Annotated in this window: 15 protein-coding genes; 8 read left to right on the top strand and 7 right to left on the bottom strand. The window is 70.6% G+C overall.

Going from position 1 to position 18,203, the window contains the following annotated elements:
- Window positions 1–134: 134 nt before the first annotated feature.
- Window positions 135–1,562 (bottom strand): aldehyde dehydrogenase family protein, encoded by a 1,428-nt coding sequence (locus ABT130_RS02525; protein ID WP_350912762.1) that lies wholly within the window; start codon window positions 1,560–1,562, stop codon window positions 135–137.
- Window positions 1,563–1,776: 214 nt separating this feature from the next.
- Here ABT130_RS02525 and ABT130_RS02520 point away from each other — a divergent pair, with 214 nt between their 5' ends.
- Window positions 1,777–2,412 carry a TetR/AcrR family transcriptional regulator gene (locus ABT130_RS02520; RefSeq protein WP_350912759.1) on the top strand — a complete coding sequence of 212 codons (636 nt, stop codon included), beginning with the start codon at window positions 1,777–1,779 and terminating at the stop codon, window positions 2,410–2,412.
- A gap of 58 nt (window positions 2,413–2,470) precedes the next feature.
- Here the strand turns inward: ABT130_RS02520 and ABT130_RS02515 are convergent, their stop codons facing one another.
- A complete protein-coding gene (locus tag ABT130_RS02515) occupies window positions 2,471–3,961 on the bottom strand; it encodes a PucR family transcriptional regulator (protein ID WP_350912758.1) in 1,491 nt (496 codons plus the stop codon).
- 90 nt (window positions 3,962–4,051) lie between these two features.
- Here ABT130_RS02515 and gabT point away from each other — a divergent pair, with 90 nt between their 5' ends.
- The 4 genes from gabT to ABT130_RS02495 all read left to right on the top strand — a co-directional run bounded on the left by gabT (window position 4,052) and on the right by ABT130_RS02495 (window position 7,730).
- The gene (gene gabT / locus ABT130_RS02510) at window positions 4,052–5,404 is read left to right on the top strand and encodes a 4-aminobutyrate--2-oxoglutarate transaminase (protein ID WP_350952200.1); all 1,353 of its coding nucleotides are present in this window, start codon (window positions 4,052–4,054) and stop codon (window positions 5,402–5,404) included.
- 245 nt (window positions 5,405–5,649) lie between these two features.
- Window positions 5,650–5,892, top strand: a complete 243-nt coding sequence (locus ABT130_RS02505) for a hypothetical protein (RefSeq protein WP_350952198.1) — start codon at window positions 5,650–5,652, stop codon at window positions 5,890–5,892.
- 234 nt (window positions 5,893–6,126) lie between these two features.
- Window positions 6,127–6,480 carry a YciI family protein gene (locus tag ABT130_RS02500; RefSeq protein ID WP_350952366.1) on the top strand — a complete coding sequence of 118 codons (354 nt, stop codon included), beginning with the start codon at window positions 6,127–6,129 and terminating at the stop codon, window positions 6,478–6,480.
- Entirely contained in the window at window positions 6,477–7,730 is a 1,254-nt protein-coding gene (locus tag ABT130_RS02495; RefSeq protein WP_350952196.1) for an RNA polymerase sigma factor, read from the top strand. Before ABT130_RS02500 ends, ABT130_RS02495 begins: the two co-directional genes overlap by 4 nt.
- Before the next feature lie 24 nt (window positions 7,731–7,754).
- Here the strand turns inward: ABT130_RS02495 and ABT130_RS02490 are convergent, their stop codons facing one another.
- The 5 genes from ABT130_RS02490 to ABT130_RS02470 form a co-directional block, all read right to left on the bottom strand.
- Entirely contained in the window at window positions 7,755–8,981 is a 1,227-nt protein-coding gene (locus tag ABT130_RS02490) for a saccharopine dehydrogenase family protein (RefSeq protein ID WP_350952194.1), read from the bottom strand.
- 188 nt (window positions 8,982–9,169) lie between these two features.
- Complete coding sequence (locus tag ABT130_RS02485; protein WP_350952192.1) at window positions 9,170–10,468, bottom strand: type 2 periplasmic-binding domain-containing protein; 1,299 nt, start codon at window positions 10,466–10,468, stop codon at window positions 9,170–9,172.
- A 228-nt stretch (window positions 10,469–10,696) separates the two neighbouring features.
- Entirely contained in the window at window positions 10,697–12,202 is a 1,506-nt protein-coding gene (locus ABT130_RS02480; protein ID WP_350952190.1) for a CoA-acylating methylmalonate-semialdehyde dehydrogenase, read from the bottom strand.
- On the bottom strand, window positions 12,199–13,497 hold the full coding sequence (locus ABT130_RS02475; protein ID WP_350952188.1) for an aspartate aminotransferase family protein: 1,299 nt from the start codon (window positions 13,495–13,497) through the stop codon (window positions 12,199–12,201). The genes ABT130_RS02480 and ABT130_RS02475 overlap by 4 nt, the downstream gene beginning before the upstream one ends.
- Window positions 13,498–13,663: 166 nt before the next feature.
- A complete protein-coding gene (locus tag ABT130_RS02470) occupies window positions 13,664–15,175 on the bottom strand; it encodes an MFS transporter (protein ID WP_350952186.1) in 1,512 nt (503 codons plus the stop codon).
- 54 nt (window positions 15,176–15,229) lie between these two features.
- Between ABT130_RS02470 and ABT130_RS02465 the strand changes: the two genes are divergently transcribed.
- The 3 genes from ABT130_RS02465 to ABT130_RS02455 all read left to right on the top strand — a co-directional run bounded on the left by ABT130_RS02465 (window position 15,230) and on the right by ABT130_RS02455 (window position 18,166).
- Window positions 15,230–16,009 carry a TetR/AcrR family transcriptional regulator gene (locus ABT130_RS02465; protein WP_350952184.1) on the top strand — a complete coding sequence of 260 codons (780 nt, stop codon included), beginning with the start codon at window positions 15,230–15,232 and terminating at the stop codon, window positions 16,007–16,009.
- Between the two features lie 126 nt (window positions 16,010–16,135).
- Window positions 16,136–17,761: a PucR family transcriptional regulator gene (locus tag ABT130_RS02460; RefSeq protein WP_350952182.1), complete on the top strand. Its 1,626-nt coding sequence runs from the start codon at window positions 16,136–16,138 to the stop codon at window positions 17,759–17,761.
- A gap of 9 nt (window positions 17,762–17,770) precedes the next feature.
- The gene (locus ABT130_RS02455; RefSeq protein WP_350912735.1) at window positions 17,771–18,166 is read left to right on the top strand and encodes a cupin domain-containing protein; all 396 of its coding nucleotides are present in this window, start codon (window positions 17,771–17,773) and stop codon (window positions 18,164–18,166) included.
- Window positions 18,167–18,203: the final 37 nt, after the last annotated feature.

Below are 18,203 nucleotides of genomic sequence, written 5' to 3'. Positions count from 1 at the left end.
CCGTGGCCTCCGGGCGCCCGCGGCTCCGGTGGGGAGGAGCGCGGGCCTCGTTGACACCGGAAGCCGCGACCGGTTCGAGGTGCCGTCACCGGTGAACCGGCCGCGGGACACCGCGACCGGGGCACCGGGCGGGCTCAGAGGGTCAGGCCGGTGAGGACCATGACCTTCTCGTAGGTGAGGTCGGCGATGGCCGAGCGGATGCCCTCGCGGCCGACGCCCGAGTCCTTGACCCCGCCGTAGGGCATCTGGTCGGCGCGGTACGACGGCACGTCACCGATGATCACTCCGCCGACCTCAAGCTCCCGGTTGGCCCGGAAGGCATTGTCGAGACTGCGGGTGAACACCCCGGCCTGCAGGCCGTACTTGGAATCGTTGACCGTGGCGAACGCCTCGTCCACTCCGGACACCGTCTGGACGATCATCACCGGGCCGAAGACCTCCTCGCAGGAGACCTTGGCGTCGGCCGGCACGTCGGCGAGGACCGTCGGCGCGACGGTCGCGCCGTCGCGGGTGCCGCCGGTCAGCAGGCGGGCACCGGCCGCGACGGCCTCGCCGACCCACTGTTCCACGCGCTCCGCGGCCTCGACGGACACGAGCGGGCCCACCTGCGTCTTCTCGTCGGCGGGGTCGCCGACGACCAGGGCCTCGACGGCCGGGACGAGCCTGGCCACGAAGTCGTCGTGCACCGACGCCTCGACGATCACCCTCTGCACGGCGATGCAGCTCTGACCGGCCTGGTAGTTGGAGAACAGGGCGATCCGCGAGGCGGCCCAGTCGAGGTCGGCGTCGGCGAGGACCACCGCGGCCGCGTTGCCGCCGAGTTCCAGGGTCACGTGCTTGCGCGGGACCGTCTCCAGGATCGCGTACCCCACGGGAGCCGACCCGGTGAAGGAGACGACGGGCAGGCGCGGGTCCTCGACCAGCCCTCCGGCGCGGTCGTTGGGCACCGGGAGCACCGAGAACATCCCCTCCGGCAGGTCGGTCTCGGCCAGGATCTCGCCCAGGACCAGCGAGGAGACCGGTGTCGCCGGGGCGGGCTTGACGATGATCGGGGCGCCGGCCGCGATCGCCGGGGCCACCTTGTGCGCCACCAGGTTGAGCGGGAAGTTGAACGGGGTGATGCCCAGGACCGGGCCGTGCGGGACGCGCGAGATGTAGGCGAGGCGGCCCGCGGAGGCGGCCTCGGTGTCCAGGCGCATGGTCTCGCCGCTGAGGCGACGGGTCTCCTCGGCCGCGAACCTGAAGGTGGAGATCGCACGGCCGACCTCGCCGCGGGCCCAGAAGATCGGCTTGCCGTTCTCCTCGCTGATGAGGCGGGCGATCTCGTCGGCGCGCTCGGCCAGGCGGCGCGAGACGTGCGCGAGGGCGTCGGCGCGCACGTGGATCGGGAGCGCGGCCGCCTCCTTCCGCACGGCCGCCGCGGCGGCTACGGCCTCCTCGACCTGGTCGGCCGTCGGCACGGAGCAGACGGCGACGACTCGGCCGTCATGCGGATTGGTCACGGTGAGCTCGGCATCGCCTGTGGCGGGGCGGCCGGCGAGCCAGAAGGGGCGCACGTCCATACCTCGACGCTATGTCACCTGCGCCGATGTGGTCTTACTCCACTCCGCACAAGATCCCGGTACCGGTACACCTTTCCGGCCAATAGTCCGTTCACCCCGACCCTGTAACGAAACGAGGGGCATTCGGTGATATTCCTTACATGGCGCCGGTTTAAATGATCTTCATCATGGCTAAGTCACCGAATGAACACTCAGAGCGGAAGGGCGTGGGCGCATGACCTCCTCGGCGCCGCGCGGCCTTCAGGGCGCGTATCTCCTCGGTGAACGGGCCTCACACGACGAACTGCGCACCAGGTTGCTCGACGTCGCCAGCCAGTTGCTGGTCACCATCGGCCCCGAGAGCCTGTCGATGCGCCGCATCGCCACCGAGGCGGAGTGCTCCACAACGGTCATCTACACCATGTTCGGCAGCAAGGAGGGCCTCGCCGAGGCTCTGTACCTGGAAGGCTTCGAGCGCTTCCGGCGGCGCCTGGAGGCCGTGCCCCCGCGCAGGGACTCCCTGGAGCACCTCATAGCGCTCGGCCCCGTCTACCGGGAGGCCGCGCTGGACGAGCCCGGCTACTACGCCCTGATGTTCGAGCGCGCGATTCCCGGCTTCGTACCGAGCGAGCGGGCCAGGACCCTGGCCCGCGCGGCGCTGAACATCGTCGACCGGGTGATCGCCGACTGCATCTCGGCCGGGTACATCGTCCCCACCCAGCCCAGGAAGATCGCCGACGCCGTGTGGGCCGCCGCCCAGGGCGCGATCAGCCTGGAACGTGCCGGGCACCTGCGCGACAGCAGCACCTACGACACGGTCACCCAGGCCGTCATCTCCCGCTACCTGGTCGCCGACGTCTCCCGGGCGTGACCGGCTCCCCGGCCCCTTTGTGGGCGGAGCCCCCGCTCCGGCTCACCGAGCGGACCCGTCACCCGGCGACGGCCAGGGCGATCCAGAGTTCGGCACGGGCCGCCGGATCGTCGAGGTCACGGCCGACGAGTTCGGCGACCCGGCGCATGCGGTAGCGCAGGGTGTGACGGTGCACTCCGAGCCGCTGCGCCGCCGCGTCCCAGTGGCCGTTGCAGTCCAGGTAGGCCCGGAGGGACTCCAGCAGATCCGCGCGCGAGCCGTACTTCCTGAGCGGGGCGAGCAGCGCCGCGGAGAACGCCGCCGCCGCGTCGGAGTCGAGCAGGCAGAGCAGTCCCCGGCCCGCCAGATCGGCGAAGCGCATCACCGGCACGGCACCGCGCCTGGCCGCGGCGAGCGCCTGGCCTGCCTGGTCGAGTCCGGTACGCAGATCGTCGAGACCGGCGGGATCGCCGACCCCGACGGGGCCGTGCTCGCCGAGCGCCGCCGCCACGGCATCGGCCCGCGAGGCCGGGACGAGCAGGACCACCCTGTCCCCGCCGGTGTCCCCGCCGGTGTCACCGTCTGCCGCCGCGAACTCGTCACCCGCGGCCTCCAGCACCGCCTCCCGCTCACCGGCGCAGGCGATGGCCACCAGCGGCCCGGCGGGAAGCCGCTCCCCCAGCCGCTCCAGCGTCTCGCACCCGGCGTCCACCTGCCCGGCCAGCAGCAGCCGCAGCACCGCCGAGCGGACCCGGCGCTCGGCGGCCAGGTACTCCCTGCCGTGCTCGGCGGCGAGCGTCAGCAGGGAACCGGCGGCGTTGACCACGGTGTGCGCGACCGGGGTGAAGGGCCGGCCGAGGCCGACGGCGAGGAATCCCCTGACCCGGCGGGCCCCGAACGGCTGCACGATGACGTGCTCCCTGGGCGAGGAGAGGGCCACGCTCGCGGGCGCGCCACGGTTGGTGATCTTTCTCAACCGCTCCAGCTCGGGGCCGAGGTCGTCGGCGGCGCCGGCCGAACCCCGGCCCGCCGCGTGCCGCACGGCCCCCGCCTCGTCGAGCAGGACCGCCCAGCCGCCCAGCTCGCGGGCCAGGCGGTCGATCACCGCGCGAGGCCCCTCCGGGCGCAGGGCGGCGCGGGTGAGCCGGCCCTGGGCGGCGAAGGCACGGCTGAGCTCGTCATACTGCTCCGCGGCGAGCAGTTCGCTGACCACCTTGCCGATGGCGACGAACGGGGTGTCGCGCGGCACCTCGAGCAGCGGCAGCCCCGCCCGGGTGGCGGCCTCGACCAGTTCCCCGGGGATCGTCTCGTGCCCGAGCCCGACGCCGAATCCGAGGCCGGCGACCTCCCTGCCGACCAGGCGCTCGACGTAGGACGCGGCGTTGCCGGCGTCCAGGCGCATGCCCGTGGTGAGGACCAGTTCCCCGCCCTCAAGGAACGGGGTGGGATCCTCCAGTTCGCTGACCGCCACCCAGCGCACCGGCCGGTCGAGCGCGTCTCCACCGGCGAGCACGCCGAGCCCGAGCGGCGACCGCCGTACGACGGTGCGCAGCGTCGGCGCCACAGCCACCCCCGTTTTGTACGTTACGTCCAGTGTTCCCCGTCAATTTTGACATAGTGCCTCATCGGCACACCGACATCCACCGCATACCTTCACATCATGAGCACCGTCACCGAGGGCGGCCCCTCGCTTCCGCAGGAACGCCGCATCGTCACCGAGATCCCCGGCCCGAAGTCCCGTGAGCTGTTCGCGCGCAAACAGGCCTCCGTACCACCGGGCATCGGCACCACACTGCCCGTCTTCGTGACGCACGCCGGAGGCGGTGTGGTCGTCGACGCCGACGGCAACTCCCTGATCGACTTCGGTTCCGGCATCGCGGTGACCAACGCCGGCAACGCCGCTCCGCGCGTCGTCGAGCGGGTGCGCAAGCAGGTCGCCGACTTCACGCACACCTGCTTCATGATCACGCCGTACGAGTCGTACGTGCAGGTCGCCGAGAAGCTCAACGAGATCACCCCCGGCGACCACGAGAAGCGCACCTTCCTGCTCAACAGCGGCGCCGAGGCCGTGGAGAACGCGGTCAAGGTCGCCCGCCAGGCCACCGGCCGCCAGGCGGTCGTCGTCTTCGACCACGGCTACCACGGCCGGACCCTGCTGACGATGACGCTGACCGCCAAGAACATGCCGTACAAGCACGGCTTCGGCCCGTTCGCACCCGAGGTCTACCGGGTGCCGCTGGCCTACCCGTTCCGCTGGCCCTCGGGCCCGGAGAACTGCGCCGAGGAGGCCGCCGCCCAGGCGATCGACCAGATCACCAAGCAGATCGGCGCGGAGAACGTCGCCGCCGTGGTGATCGAGCCGATCGCGGGCGAGGGCGGCTTCATCGAGCCCGCCAAGGGCTTCCTGCCGAGGATCGCGGAGTTCTGCCGGGAGAACGGCATCGTCTTCATCGCCGACGAGGTGCAGACCGGTTTCTCCCGTACCGGCGACCTGTTCGCCTGCGAGGACGAGGGCATCGTGCCCGACATCATCGTCACCGCCAAGGGCATCGCGGGCGGCCTCCCGCTGTCCGCGGTCACCGGCCGGGCCGATCTCCTCGACAGGGTTCACGTGGGCGGTCTGGGCGGCACCTACGGCGGTAACCCGCTCGCCTGCGAGGCGGCACTGGGCGTGCTGGAGACCATCGAGGCCGACGACCTGACCGGAAAGGCCCGCCGCATCGGCGAGACCATGCTCCCCCGGCTGCGCGCCATGGCGGAGCGGAACCCGGTGATCGGCGACGTACGCGGCCGGGGGGCCATGATCGCCATCGAGCTGGTGGTTCCCGGCACCAAGGACCCGCACCCCACGGCGGCGGGCGAGATCGCCAGGAGGTGCCACGCCGAGGGCCTGCTCGTGCTGACCGCGGGCACCTACGGCAACGTGCTGCGCTTCCTGCCGCCGCTGGTCATCCCCGACCACCTCCTGGAGGAGGGGCTCACCATCCTGGAGAAAGCCATAAGCGAGGTCTGACGGTTTAGATACCACTAAATAGGGCACCCGGCTTGATGCTGAGTGCCCTATTTGCCGTTATACGGCCTGCATGTAGGCCGTGATTTAACCACCACTTGACACCTACCACAACGGTCACGGACTGTGATCGCGTTATAACAGTTCCGATATGAAAGTGCTCGATCACCACAGGAAACGTGTCGACATCCTCCCCACGGCCGAGCCGCGGGAGAGAACCAGGGGTCTCCACGCTGGAGGAATTCAAGATGAGTTGGCGGCCGGCCGGAACGGCACACGGCACGATGACCTTCGACCCCGAGGGGCTGACCCGCACCCAGCGTGAGGGCGACGCCTGCGTGGCCTGTCACAAGAAGTGGCCCCGCCCGCGCATCAGGATCGGCCGCCTTCCGGACGGCAACGCCCTCTTCGCCTGCCCCGAGTGCGCGGAGGCACTGCTGCCGCAACAGGACGACGCCCACTCCCTCCCTCGCCACGTGGCCTTCTCCTAGACCTCCGACCCCGCACCGTCCCGAGGCGTGCGCCGTTCGGGTAGCTTCTCCAGCATCGGAGCGCGCCCGTGCACGAGGTCAGGCCGCCGTACGGCCCGGTGCTCGCGGCCACGGAGGTGCGGGCGCCACTTTTCCTTGCGGATGGATGTCGAGACCGGACCACCCGCTCCGACCTGACCGTGAGAGGCACCCGCGCCGGGCGCCGCGAGCACGAGGAGCGAGAGCGTGAAGTACATGCTGCTGATCTACAGCAACCCCGCGACCTGGGAGACCCTGTCCCCGCAGGAGGTCGACGGGATAATGGGCGAGGCCGGCGCCCTCATGAAGGAGCTCACCGACTCCGGCGAGTGGGTCGGCGGGGAGGCGCTGGCCGACCCTTCGCAGACCAGGACCGCGCGGATGCGCGACGGCGTGCCGGCGACCACGGACGGGCCGTTCCTTGAGGCCAAGGAGCACCTGGCCGGATACTGCGTGATCGACTGCGAGAGCCCCGAGCGGGCGGCCGAGATCGCCAGACGCTGGCCGGACGCCCGGCTGTGCGCGGTGGAGGTACGGCCGATCATGAGCACGGCCGGTACCGAGGCGTGACCCTTGCCGGTGGAACCGAGGACCTGCTGCGCGAGCTCGCGCCGCAGGTCCTCGGCGCGCTCGTCCGGCGCCACGGTCACTTCGACGCGTGCGAGGACGCGGTGCAGGAGGCGTTGCTGGCCGCCACCCTGCAGTGGCCCGGCGAGGGCGTACCGGACAATCCCCGCGGCTGGCTGATCACGGTCGCCTCCCGCCGGCTGACCGACGAGCTGCGCAGCGAGTACGCGCGCACCCGCAGGGAGACCCTGGTCGCGACGCGGACGCCCGCGGACGAGTTCCGCTCGCCCGCCGCCGACGCCGAGCGGGCAGGCGGGCAGGACGACACCCTGACCCTGCTGTTCCTGTGCTGCCACCCCGCGCTCTCCCCTGCCTCGCAGGTCGCGCTCACCCTGCGCGCGGTCGGCGGTCTGACCACGGCGCAGATCGCCCACGCGTTCCTCGTCCCCGAGGCGACCATGGCCCAGCGCATCAGCCGGGCCAAGCAGCGGATCAGGAGCACGGGCATTCCCTTCACACCGCCTCCCGAGCCGGAGCGGGCCGAGCGGCTGCGAGTGGTCCTGCACGTGCTGTACCTGATCTTCAACGAGGGCTACACGGCCACCTCGGGACCCGACCTGCAACGCCCCGAGCTGGCCGGGGAGGCGATCCGGCTCGCCCGCATGGTCCGCGGGCTGCTGCCCGGAGACGGCGAGGTGGCCGGACTGCTCGCCCTCATGGTGCTCACCGATGCCCGGCGACCGGCCCGCACCGGGCCCGGTGGCTCACTGATACCGCTCGCCGAGCAGGACCGGAGCCGCTGGAACGGGGAGGCCACCGCCGAGGGGGTCGCGCTCATCACGGACGTGCTGGCCTGGGCACCTCTCGGCCCTTACCAGCTCCAGGCGGCGATCGCCGCGGTGCACGCCGAGGCGACCTGCGCCGAGGAGACGGACTGGCCGCAGATCCTCGCGCTGTACAGGCTGCTCGAACGCCTGGCCCCCAACCCGATGGTCACGCTCAACCACGCCGTCGCGCTCGCGATGGTGAAGGGCCCGCGGGCCGGACTCGACCTGCTCGGGGGCCTGGAGGCCGACGAGCGGGTGGCCGGGCACCACCGCCTGCACGCGGTGCGCGCGCACCTGCTGGAGACGGCCGGTGACCGTGAGGCCGCCCGCGCCGGCTACCGCGAGGCCGCGCGCCGTACCACCAGCCTTCCCGAACAGCGCTACCTGGAGACCCGGGCCGCCCGGCTGGCGCAGGCGGAACGGTAACGGCTCGCCGGAGGGCGCGGCGCGTCAGGCCGACAGGAGAGCCGGGGTGGTCTGGTCGCGCATGCCCCACGGCGAGCCGTAGGCGTTGAGCAGTTCCAGGAAGGGCACCGCGTCGAACGCCTCGGGGCCGAGCACCCCGGTGCCCGACCAGGCGCCGGTGGCCAGCAACTCCAGGGCGACCACCGGGTGCACCGCCGTCTGCCAGACCACGGCCTGGCAGCCGTACTCCCGCATCGACCACTCGTTGTCGACCACGTGGTAGAGGTAGACCTCGCGCGGCCGCCCGTCCTTGCCCACGCCCTTCACCCAGGTTCCGGCGCAGGTCTTGCCCCGCATCCGGTCACCGAGCGTGGCCGGGTCGGGGAGGCTGGCCGCGACCACGTCGCGCGGCGAGGTCTCGACACCACCCACCTTGATCTTGCCCGCCTTGTCCAGGCCCAGCTTGTGCAGGGTCTTCAGGACTCCGATGAACTCCTCGCCGAGACCGTACTTGAACGTCACCCGCCTGGCGTCGATGTAGCGCGGTACGAGGAGCACCTCCTCGTGCTCGACATTGACGCACTCGACGGGCCCGATCCCCTCGGGGAAGTCGAAGACCTCGGGCTCGCTGAACGGCTCGGTGGTGTGCCAGTCACCGTCCTCCCAGACCACCGGCGGGTTGAGGCACTCCTCGATGGTCGTCCAGATGGAGAAGGTCGGCGCGAAGTCATAGCCCTCGACCACCAGGTTGGAGCCGTCGCGGATACCGATCTCCTCGATGCTCTCGAAGAGGTGCTCGGCGGCGTAGCGCGCGAAGACGTCGGCCAGCCCAGGTTCCACGCCCATGCCGACCAACGCCAGCCCGCCCCGCTCCCGCCACGCCTCGCCGAGGGCGAACTGCTCGTCGCCGAGCTTCACCCCGGTCAGCTCGTACGGTCTGCGGGGATGGGGGCGTGACAGCGACATCGCCATGTCGAGGTAGTGGGCTCCGGCGTTGAGCGCCGCCTCGAACAGGGACATGGTGAAGCGGGGGTCCACCGCGTTGAAGAGCACGTCGCAGCGGTGCTCGGCGAGGGCGGCCTCGACCGCCACCCGGTCGGAGGCGTCCAGCCCGATGGCGCTGAAACGCGGGTCCCCGATCCTGGCCACCACGGCGGCGGCCCGGTCCTGTTGAGAGTCGGCGACCACGATGTGTTCGAAGAAATCTCGGCGTGCGGCGATCGGGACGACGGCGGAGCCAACGCCGCCCGCTCCAACAAGAAGGATTCTCATGGCGACTAGCCTACCCACTGACTGGTCGACCAGTCGATATTAAGAGCATGATTTTCCCACTGAATCCATCGTCGAAAACGATCAGAGCAACGAAAAACGTAGCTTCTCGCCGAGAGCGCAGACATAGCAGGGTAGAGGGAACATCGCGGAGCCTCCCTTTCCCGGCGAGGGGGCGACCGGGTGCGGCCTCAGTCGGAGATCCGGGGCTTTCCAGGCTCCGAGGATGCTCGGAGGCTCTTCCAGCGCTCCGCCCAGTCGGCGTAGTCGGTGCACTCCCCGCCCAGGCCGCCGCAGTCCCTCGCCGGGCGGGCGGCGAAGAGGACGTCGCGCAGCCGGCGGTCGTCACGCACGTGGTAGGCCTCGCACATCCGGCGGGCGCGCCCGCCGCACGCCTCCGGATTGGCCGGGGCGAGGCCGGTCCAGGCCGCGGCGGGGCGCTGCGCCCGCGCCGAGCTCATCCAGTTCAGCCACCGGTAGGCGCAGTTCGGGCTGGCCGGCTTGGCCGCGAGCATCCACGAGTCGACCCACCCTGTCGCCGGGCCTCCCTTCAGCACCTTCATCGACCGGCCCGCGCGCTGGAAGAGGTCGAGGTGGTAGGGCAGGACCTGGGCGATCCGCACCCGCTCCGCCGACAGTGCCCTGACCAGGTCGAGCGAGCCGTCCCAGTAAACCCGGTCGTGGCCGTCGCCCTCGGCGAGGAGCTTCATCGCGGCGTCGAGCTGGGCGGGGGTGAGCTGGAACGGATTCTTGATCTTCAACTGGGGGCGCGTCCCCTTGAGGGCGAGCGCGGCGTCGGCGATGCTCAGCGGGCTGTTCCTGATCGCCGCCGGAGCCGCCCCGTAGAGGGCGAGGGGCCCCCGCGGCCCGTCCCCTTCGCGGACCACCCGGTTCACCCCCCACAGGTAGGGAATGCCGTAGACCTTGCCGTCCTCACGCAGACCGGGCAGCTCGCGCAGGCGCTTGGGAATCCGCCGGTAGTCGGCGACCAGCGCGGTGTCGAGCGGCGCGACCTTCCCCTGCTCCACCAGCAGACCGGCCAGGTCGGGGGCGGCCGAGAGCACGTCGTAGCCGCCCCGGGCGAACCTGGCGGCCATCTCCTCGCTCGTCCTGACCCGGTCGAGCTTGACGACGCAGCCGCTCTCCCGCTCGAAGGGTGTCAGCCAGTTGACCCGCGAGCTGACCGCGCCGTACTCGACGTACCCCTGGAACGTGAGCACCTGGAGCATGCCCTCGCCCTTGCCGATGGACGCCGACGGCGCCGGGCTGGAGGTGGCTCCGGGCTCGGAGCCGGGCGCCGCGACGGGCGTGGAGCTCCGCACCGGCTGGGCCGCGCTCGCGGCCCCCGCCTGGGCCAGGGTGGCGAGCGCCAGGCCGCCCGCCCCCAGCACTGCCCCGAGACGCGCGCGACGGAGCCTGTCCCTGCCCACGAGGCCCACGAGGTTTCCTCCCGACGTCGCCACCGATCTGCCCGGGAGCCTACCGGCCATCCTCGGCCTCCCGCGGTCCGTTGGGTTGTGTGCCCGGTTCCCACCGGCCAGGCGTGGGCGGGCCCCGCCCCGTGGCAGAGGTGTCAGAGCACACGTGAGGCCCGCGTCCCGGCAGGAGGGACGCGGGCCTCACGGTTCAGGGGCCAGTGGGTGGGGCGCCTCCTTCTCCCTGGTCGGGGCGCCTGCTCCCTACCGGGAACCTCCCGCTCGATGTCCGATGCGGGACCACTAGCCGTTGGTGGGGAAGCCGAGGTTGACGCCGCCGTGGCTCGGGTCGAGCCAGCGGGAGGTGACGACCTTGCCCCGGGTGTAGAAGTGCACACCCTCGCTCCCGTGGACATGGGTGTCACCGAAGAGCGAGGACTTCCAGCCACCGAAGCTGTAGAAGGCCATCGGCACCGGGATCGGCACGTTGATACCGACCATGCCGACCTCGACCTCGTTCTGGAAACGCCGGGCCGCGCCGCCGTCGTTGGTGAAGACCGCGGTACCGTTGCCGAACTCACCACCGTTGATCAGCTCCAGGCCCTCCTCATAGGAGGAGACCCGCACGATCGCCAGGACCGGACCGAAGATCTCCTCGGTATGGACCCGCGAGCCGGCGGGCACATGGTCGAGCACCGTGGGCCCCAGCCAGAAACCAGGGCTCTCCTCGGCCGCCCCACCGCCCAGGACCGGGGTCCGGCGGCCGTCCACGACGAGCTTCGCCCCCTCGGCGACGCCCAGCTCCAGATAGGAGGCGACCTTGTCGCGATGGGCCTCGGTGACCAGGGGCCCCATCTGCGCGGCGGGATCGTCGCCGGGGCCGACGGTCAGCTCCGCGACCCGGGAGACGATCCTGTCGACCAGCTCGTCGCCGACCGGGTCCACGGCCAGCACGACGGAGATCGCCATGCAGCGCTCACCGGCCGAGCCGAAACCCGCCGAGACCGCGGCGTCGGCGACCAGGTCCAGGTCGGCGTCGGGCAGCACCAGCATGTGGTTCTTGGCGCCGCCGAGCGCCTGGACCCGCTTGCCGTGACGGGTGGCGCTCTCATAGACGTAGCGGGCGATGGGCGTGGACCCGACGAACGAGACCGCGCGCACGTGCGGGTGCTCCAGCAGCCGGTCCACCGCCGTCTTGTCGCCCTGGACGACGCCGAAGACGCCGTCGGGCAGCCCGGCCTCCTTCCACAGCGAGGCCATCAGCAGCGAGGCCGAGGGGTCCTTCTCCGACGGTTTGAGGATGAAGGCGTTGCCCGCGGCGATCGCGATCGGGAACATCCACATCGGCACCATGGCCGGGAAGTTGAACGGGGTGATCCCGGCGACGACGCCCAGCGGCTGCCGGATCGAGTAGGAGTCGACCCGGGTGGAGACGCCCTCGGAGAAGCCGCCCTTGAGCAGGTGCGGGATACCGCAGGCGAACTCCACGACCTCCAGGCCGCGGGCGACCTCGCCGAGCGCGTCGGAGTGGACCTTGCCGTGCTCGGCCGAGATGAGCCGGGCCAGCTCGTCGCGGTGGGCGTACATCAGCTCGCGGAAACGAAACAGCACCTGCGAGCGCTTGACCAGCGAGGCGTCCCGCCAGGCGGGCCAGGCCGCGACGGCGGCGGCCACGGCCGCGTCCACCTCCTCCACCGAGGCCAGCTGGACCTGCCCGGTGACCTCTCCGGTCGCCGGGTTGAAGATCTCGGAGGTGCGGCCGGAGCCCTCGACGAGGGCTCCGTTGATCCAGTGAGTGACGTTCTTCACGAGGCGACCTCGGCGTTGACGGTTTCGAGCACACCGACGATGATTCCGAGGCCCTCGGCGGCCTCCTCCATGGTCAGGGTGAGCGGCGGGGCCATGCGGAGCACGTTGCCCCGCAACCCGCCCTTGCCCGCCAGCAGGCCGGCCTTCCTGCTCTCCTCCATGAACCGGTTGGCGAGCGCCGGGGAGGGTTCGCCCGTCGCCGGGTCGACCAGCTCGACGGCGAACATCAGGCCCCTGCCGCGGACGTCGCCGACGATCGGCAGGCGCGGCGCGGCCTCGCGGAGCCCGTCGATGATCAGGGCGCCGGTCCTGGCCGCGGCGGCCTGCAGGTCGTGGTCGAGGACGTAGTCCAGGGTGGCGTTGGCCGCGGCCATGGAGATCGGGTTGCCGCCGAAGGTGGCCAGCCCGACGGCGTGGAGGTTGTCCATCAGGTCACCCCGGGCGACGACGCCACCCACCGCGAAGCCGTTGCCCAGCCCCTTGGCGAAGGTCATCATGTCGGGCGTGACACCGTGGTTCTGGATGCCGAAGAAGGCCGAGCCGGTACGGCCCCAGCCGGTCTGCACCTCGTCGGAGATGAACAGGATCCCCTCGGAGTCGAGGACCTCCTGATAGGCGGCGAACAGCCCGTCGGGGGCCATGGTGAAGCCGCCCACGCCCTGGATCGGCTCGGCGATCAGTGCCGCCACGTCGTTGGAGACGGCCGTGGAGAGCACGTGGCGCAGGTCGTCGACGCAGGCCTCGATGTAGCCGGCGTCGGACAGGCCGCGGAACTGGGCGAGGTGCCGGTCGGCTCCGTGCAGGAAGTGCACGTTCAGCGGCGACAGCGAGTTGTTCTTCCAGGAACGGTTGCCCGTGACGCCGATCGTGCCGAAGGAGCGGCCGTGGTAGCTCTGCCGCATGGCGAGCACCTGGTCGGACTTGCGCGCGTAGGTCGCCAGCAGCAGCGCGGCCTCGTTGGCCTCGGTGCCGGAGTTGGTGAAGAAGACCTTCGCGTCCTGGATACCGGAGAGCCTGGCGATCTTCTCGGCCAGCTCGACCTGACCGCGCAGCAGGTAGACCGTGGAGGTGTGCACGACACCGGTGGCGAGCTGCCGCTCCACGGCCTCCCGCACCTCGGGCACGTCGTACCCGATCATGTTGGTCAGAATGCCCGCGAAGAAGTCGAGGTAGGTCTTGCCCGACGCGTCGACTACCCGGTTGCCCTTGCCTGAGACGATCTCGATGGGCTCGTCGTAGTAGAGAGCCAGCCAGTTGGGCATTACCGCGCGATGGCGCGCAAGGAGGTCCGACATACATCGAGTATCACCGCTCGGGGCCCCCTCCTCATACCGGCAACATGTCGGCATATAGTCGCCAAACCCAGCACACTGTCAGGTCGGTACGCCCATGCCGGCGTGCCGATCCGCCCAGCCGATCCGTCCGGGCGGATCGGCCGGCGGCCCGGCGCGCCGGAGAACCTCAGCCCTCGGTCTTCACCAGGTCGGCGTCCGAGGCGGCCGTGCCCACGGGCGCGGGCCGCAGCACCAGGAACGCCAGCGTGGCGGCGGCCAGCGTGAAGGCGATTCCCACCCAGGAGCCGAACGACATGGCGGAGACGAACGCCTCGCGCGCGGTCTCGATCACCCCCGGATCCCCCAGCCGCAGCGCCGCTCCGATCGACTCCCTGGCGCCGGCCGGGGCGTCCACGGGCATCGACGAGGTGTAAACCCCGGCCAGCACGCTGCCCAGCACGGCGATGCTCAGCGCCATGCCGACCTGCTGGACCGTGTCGTTGAGCGCCGACCCGACACCGGCGTGCGCGGGCGGCACCGCGCCCATCAGCGTCGCGTAGGCCGCGGGACCCGCCAGGCCGCCGCCGATCCCCATGAGCATGAGACCGGAGATCAACATGCCGTACCCGGTGTCGGCGGTCATGAAGGTGAGCACCCCGAAGCCGGACGCCATCACGGCGAGGCCGACGGCGACCAGCACCCGGTTGCTGACCTTCCGCCCCAGCCCGGCACCGACCCCGTTGAACAGCGCGGCGGCCACGGCGTACGGCAGCAGCGCGAGACCGGCTCGCATGGGACCGTAGCCCAGCACGAACTGCAGGTACTGGGTCAGCATCAGCAGCAGCGCGCCCGTGCCGAACGACATCAGCACGATCGAGAACGAGGCACCGCTGAAGTTCCGGTTGCGAAACAGCTCCAGCGGGAGCATCGGATGGTCCAACCTGAGCTCCCAGATCACGAACGCCCCCAGCGCGACCACCGCCACACCGGCGGCGACCAGCGACTCCACCGAGGTCCAGCCCGCCGTCGGGGCGGAGATGACCACGTAGACCAGGGCGCTCATGCCGACCGTGGACAGCACCACGCCGAGCGGGTCGAGTTTTCTCGCCGGACCACGTGACTCGGGCATCAGCAGCACCGCCGCGACGACGGCGACGATCGCGACGGGCGCGTTGAGCAGGAAGATCGATCCCCACCAGTAGTGTTCCAGCAGGAAACCGCCCAGCGTGGGACCGGCGATCACACCGACCATGGCCACCGCGCTCCACGCGGCGATCGCCTTGCGGCGCTCCTCCTCGTCGAAGACGGTGATCAGGATCGACAGGGTGCTCGGCATCAGGAGGGAGCCGCCGACGCCCATCAGCGCGCGGGCACCGATCAGCTGCCAGGGCTCGGTGACCAGCACGGCGATCAGCGAGGCACCGCCGAACAGCAGCAGGCCGATGACCAGGAAACGCTTACGGCCATAACGGTCCGACAGGCTGCCCGAGGTGAGCAGCAACCCGGCGAAGACCAGGACATAGGCATCGATGATCCATTGGATGTCCGCGGGGGTGGCTCCCAGGTCGACCATCAACGCCGGGATGGCCAGATTCAGGACCGTGTTGTCCACCACCAGGACCAGCAGGCTCAGACAGAGTACTCCGAGGATCCACCAGCGCCTCGGATCGCGTTCGACTCGTACAGTGTTCGATTCCACTCGCACACTGTACGACAAGCTCGCACGGTGTACTATCGGATTTATGCTTGGAGCGTGAAACAGCACTTCAGCTCCGTCTGGACGCGCGAGCCGCGCACCGCCAAGAGTCCGGGGCTCGATCGCGCGCAGATCGTGCGCGAGGCGATGGCACTGCTCGACGCCGAGGGGCTGGACGCACTGAGCATGCGCCGCCTGGGCGCCAGACTCGGCTCGGGGGCCACCAGTATCTACTGGCACGTGGCCAACAAGGACGAGCTGCTGGAGCTGGTCCTCGACGAGGTCTACGGCGAGCTGACGGTCCTGGACGTCCAGGAGACCACCTGGCGCAACTCCGCCGCCTCCTTCGCGTACAGCATGCGCCAGGTGCTCTTCAGGCACCCCTGGGCGACCAACCTCATCGGGACCATCCCCGGTATCGGCCCCAACGCGATACTGCTGATGACCCGGCTCGTCACCACCTTCGACCACGCCGGGTTCCGTGGCCTCGACCAGGACTACGCCGCCTCGACGCTCATGGCCTACGTGTCCGGGGTCACCCTGCCCGAAATCTCCTGGCGGACCATGATGGAGCGGACCGGCCTTGACTCCAACGAGCTGAACGCGGCCCTCCAGCCGGCGGTGGAGAAGGCCGCGGCAGGCCACCCCGGACTGGCCGCCCGCTACGCCGAGTTCAGGGAGATCGACGTCGAGACCACCAGGGCGCTCAACTTCGAGTTCGGCCTGACCTGCCTCCTCGACGGCCTGGAGGCCCGCCTGAACCGCGCGGCCTCGGCACCGGCACCGGCCTCGGCGGACCCCGGCGCGACACCGCCCCCGCGGCCGGGCATCCATTAGCGATCACCTCCTAACCCTGTGAAGACGACACCGCGGGCCCGATACCGCAGGTACACGGATGGCAGGTAAACAGCATGTAAAAGGGGGACCACGCGTACTTACATTCTGATCAGATACTCTCTGTGTGTGCTCCCTACAGTCGCCGACGTCCTCGCCCTGGACACCGTTCGCCGGGGCAATCCACAGGTCGTAGCGGGAGCTGACCGACTGGACAGCCGGGTGCGCTGGGTGCACGTGGGCGAGGTCACCGATATCGCCCACCTGCTACGCGGAGGCGAGCTCGTGCTCACCACCGGCATAGCCCTGCCCGACGACCCCGACAAGCTCGCCGACTATGTCGCCGAGCTGGCCGCCGTGGGTGCGTCGGGGCTGATCGTGGAGCTGGGCCGCAAGTTCATCAAAGAGTTGCCCCGTGCCGTGATCAACGCCGCCGAAGTGCACGGCCTGCCCCTGGTGACCCTGGCGATGGAGACACCGTTCGTGCAGATCACCGAGTCGGTGCACGCCCGGATCATCGACATCCAGCTGGAGGAACTCCGCGCCTCCAAGCAGTTGCACGAGGTCTTCACCGAGCTGTCGGTCGAGGGCGCCTCCCCCGCGAGGGTGCTCGGCCAGGTCACCCGGTTGTCCGGACGCCCCGCGCTGCTGGAGAACCTCGCCCACCAGGTCCTGGCATGCGACACCGCCGGACGTGACACGGGCACGCTACTGGCCGGCTGGGAGACGCGCTCCCGCTCGGTGGCACCCCACCCGCGGACCGCCTACGACGCGGCCTCAGGCTGGCTGGTCACCATGGTCGGCGCCCGGGGCCAGGACTGGGGCCGCCTGATCCTGCTCTGTGACGGCGAGCCAGGACCGCACGACATCGTGCTCGCCGAACGCGCCGCGACCACCCTCGCCCTGGGCCGCCTGCTGGAACGCCACCAGGAGTCACTGGAGCGTCAGGCACACGGCACGATCATCACCGGAATCCTGACCCACGCGTACGCCGACCCCGAGGAGGCCGCGGCCCGCGCCCGTGCGGTCGGCGTGCCGCTCACCGGTCGCAGGCTCATGAGCGTGGTGCTGCGCCTGGCCGAGTCGGCGGAGAAGCCGATGGACAGCCAGGAGCAACTCGCCCAGCTCGCCGAACTGGGCGACGCGGCCGCCGCCGCCTGCCGAGAGGCCCGCCTTCCCGCCCTGATCGGCGCCCTGGACCAGAACCGGGTCGGCGTCCTGCTCCCCCTGCCACCGCGCGTCCTCCCCGAATCCGCGCTGACCATACTCGCCGACCACCTGCGCACGGCCTTCACGACCCCCTTCGTCCTCGCCGCGGGTTCCGTGGTCGAGTCGGTCCGCGACGTGCGGCGAAGCTTCCTGGAGGCCGAGCAGGTCGCCGACGTGGCCGTCAGGCAGCCCGACGGACGCGCTTTCTACCGGCTCCCCGACCTCCGTCTGCGGGGCCTGCTCCACCTCCTGCGTGACGACGCCCGGCTGCAGACCTTCGCCGAACGCGAGCTTGGCCCGTTGCTCGCCCATGACGCCCAACGCGGCGGCGATCTCACCAGGATCCTCCGGGTCTATCTCAACTCGGGCCGCAACAAGGCCCTCGCCGCTCAGCGGGCGCATCTGTCGCGCCCCGCCTTCTACGACCGTCTCCACAGGTTGGAACGCGTCCTCGACACCGATCTGGACGATGTCGAGTCCTGCCTCTCCCTCCATGTCGCCCTGCTGGCGCTGGAGTCCTTCCGGAGAGACAATCCCCGCCCCTGAAAGGTCCCCATGCCCGACATTCTCATCCCAGAGCCCGCCGATCTGGCCCGGATGACCGCCGCTGCCGGGGCGTTCTCCGTCCCCACCGGTGATGTGCAGCTCTCACCGGACGAGCTGGAACCCGACCAGATCCTGGCGGGTTCCCCGCGCGTTTCGTCCATCGAGCTGTGGTCCTCACCGGATGGCGGGCAGAGCCGGGGCATCTGGGAGATCACGCCGGGCACCGTGGCCGATGTGGAACGTGACGAGATGTTCGTGGTCCTGTCCGGCCGCGCCACGCTGGAGGTCGACGGGGGTACCACCCTCGAACTCGTCCCCGGCTCGGTCTGCCTGCTCGCCGAGGGGGCCAAGACCGTCTGGATCGTCCACGAGACCCTGCGCAAGGTGTATCACTGCATGGGCTGACCAGATCACGGTCGTGGGTCGTACGGAACCTTGGTTC

It is taken from the genome of Streptosporangium sp. NPDC001681 (assembly GCF_040298085.1).
In the GTDB taxonomy this organism is placed as follows: domain Bacteria; phylum Actinomycetota; class Actinomycetes; order Streptosporangiales; family Streptosporangiaceae; genus Streptosporangium.
This window is presented reverse-complemented; position numbering and strand designations above follow the sequence as displayed.

Coding starts and splice junctions, on each gene's coding strand:
- ABT130_RS02525 (WP_350912762.1), bottom strand. CDS start 1,562: ATGGACGTGCGCCCCTTCTGGCTCGCCGGCCGCCCCGCCACAGGCGAT.
- ABT130_RS02520 (WP_350912759.1), top strand. CDS start 1,777: ATGACCTCCTCGGCGCCGCGCGGCCTTCAGGGCGCGTATCTCCTCGGT.
- gabT (WP_350952200.1), top strand. CDS start 4,052: ATGAGCACCGTCACCGAGGGCGGCCCCTCGCTTCCGCAGGAACGCCGC.
- ABT130_RS02505 (WP_350952198.1), top strand. CDS start 5,650: ATGAGTTGGCGGCCGGCCGGAACGGCACACGGCACGATGACCTTCGAC.
- ABT130_RS02500 (WP_350952366.1), top strand. CDS start 6,127: ATGCTGCTGATCTACAGCAACCCCGCGACCTGGGAGACCCTGTCCCCG.
- ABT130_RS02490 (WP_350952194.1), bottom strand. CDS start 8,981: ATGAGAATCCTTCTTGTTGGAGCGGGCGGCGTTGGCTCCGCCGTCGTC.
- ABT130_RS02485 (WP_350952192.1), bottom strand. CDS start 10,468: ATGGCCGGTAGGCTCCCGGGCAGATCGGTGGCGACGTCGGGAGGAAAC.
- ABT130_RS02475 (WP_350952188.1), bottom strand. CDS start 13,497: ATGTCGGACCTCCTTGCGCGCCATCGCGCGGTAATGCCCAACTGGCTG.
- ABT130_RS02455 (WP_350912735.1), top strand. CDS start 17,771: ATGCCCGACATTCTCATCCCAGAGCCCGCCGATCTGGCCCGGATGACC.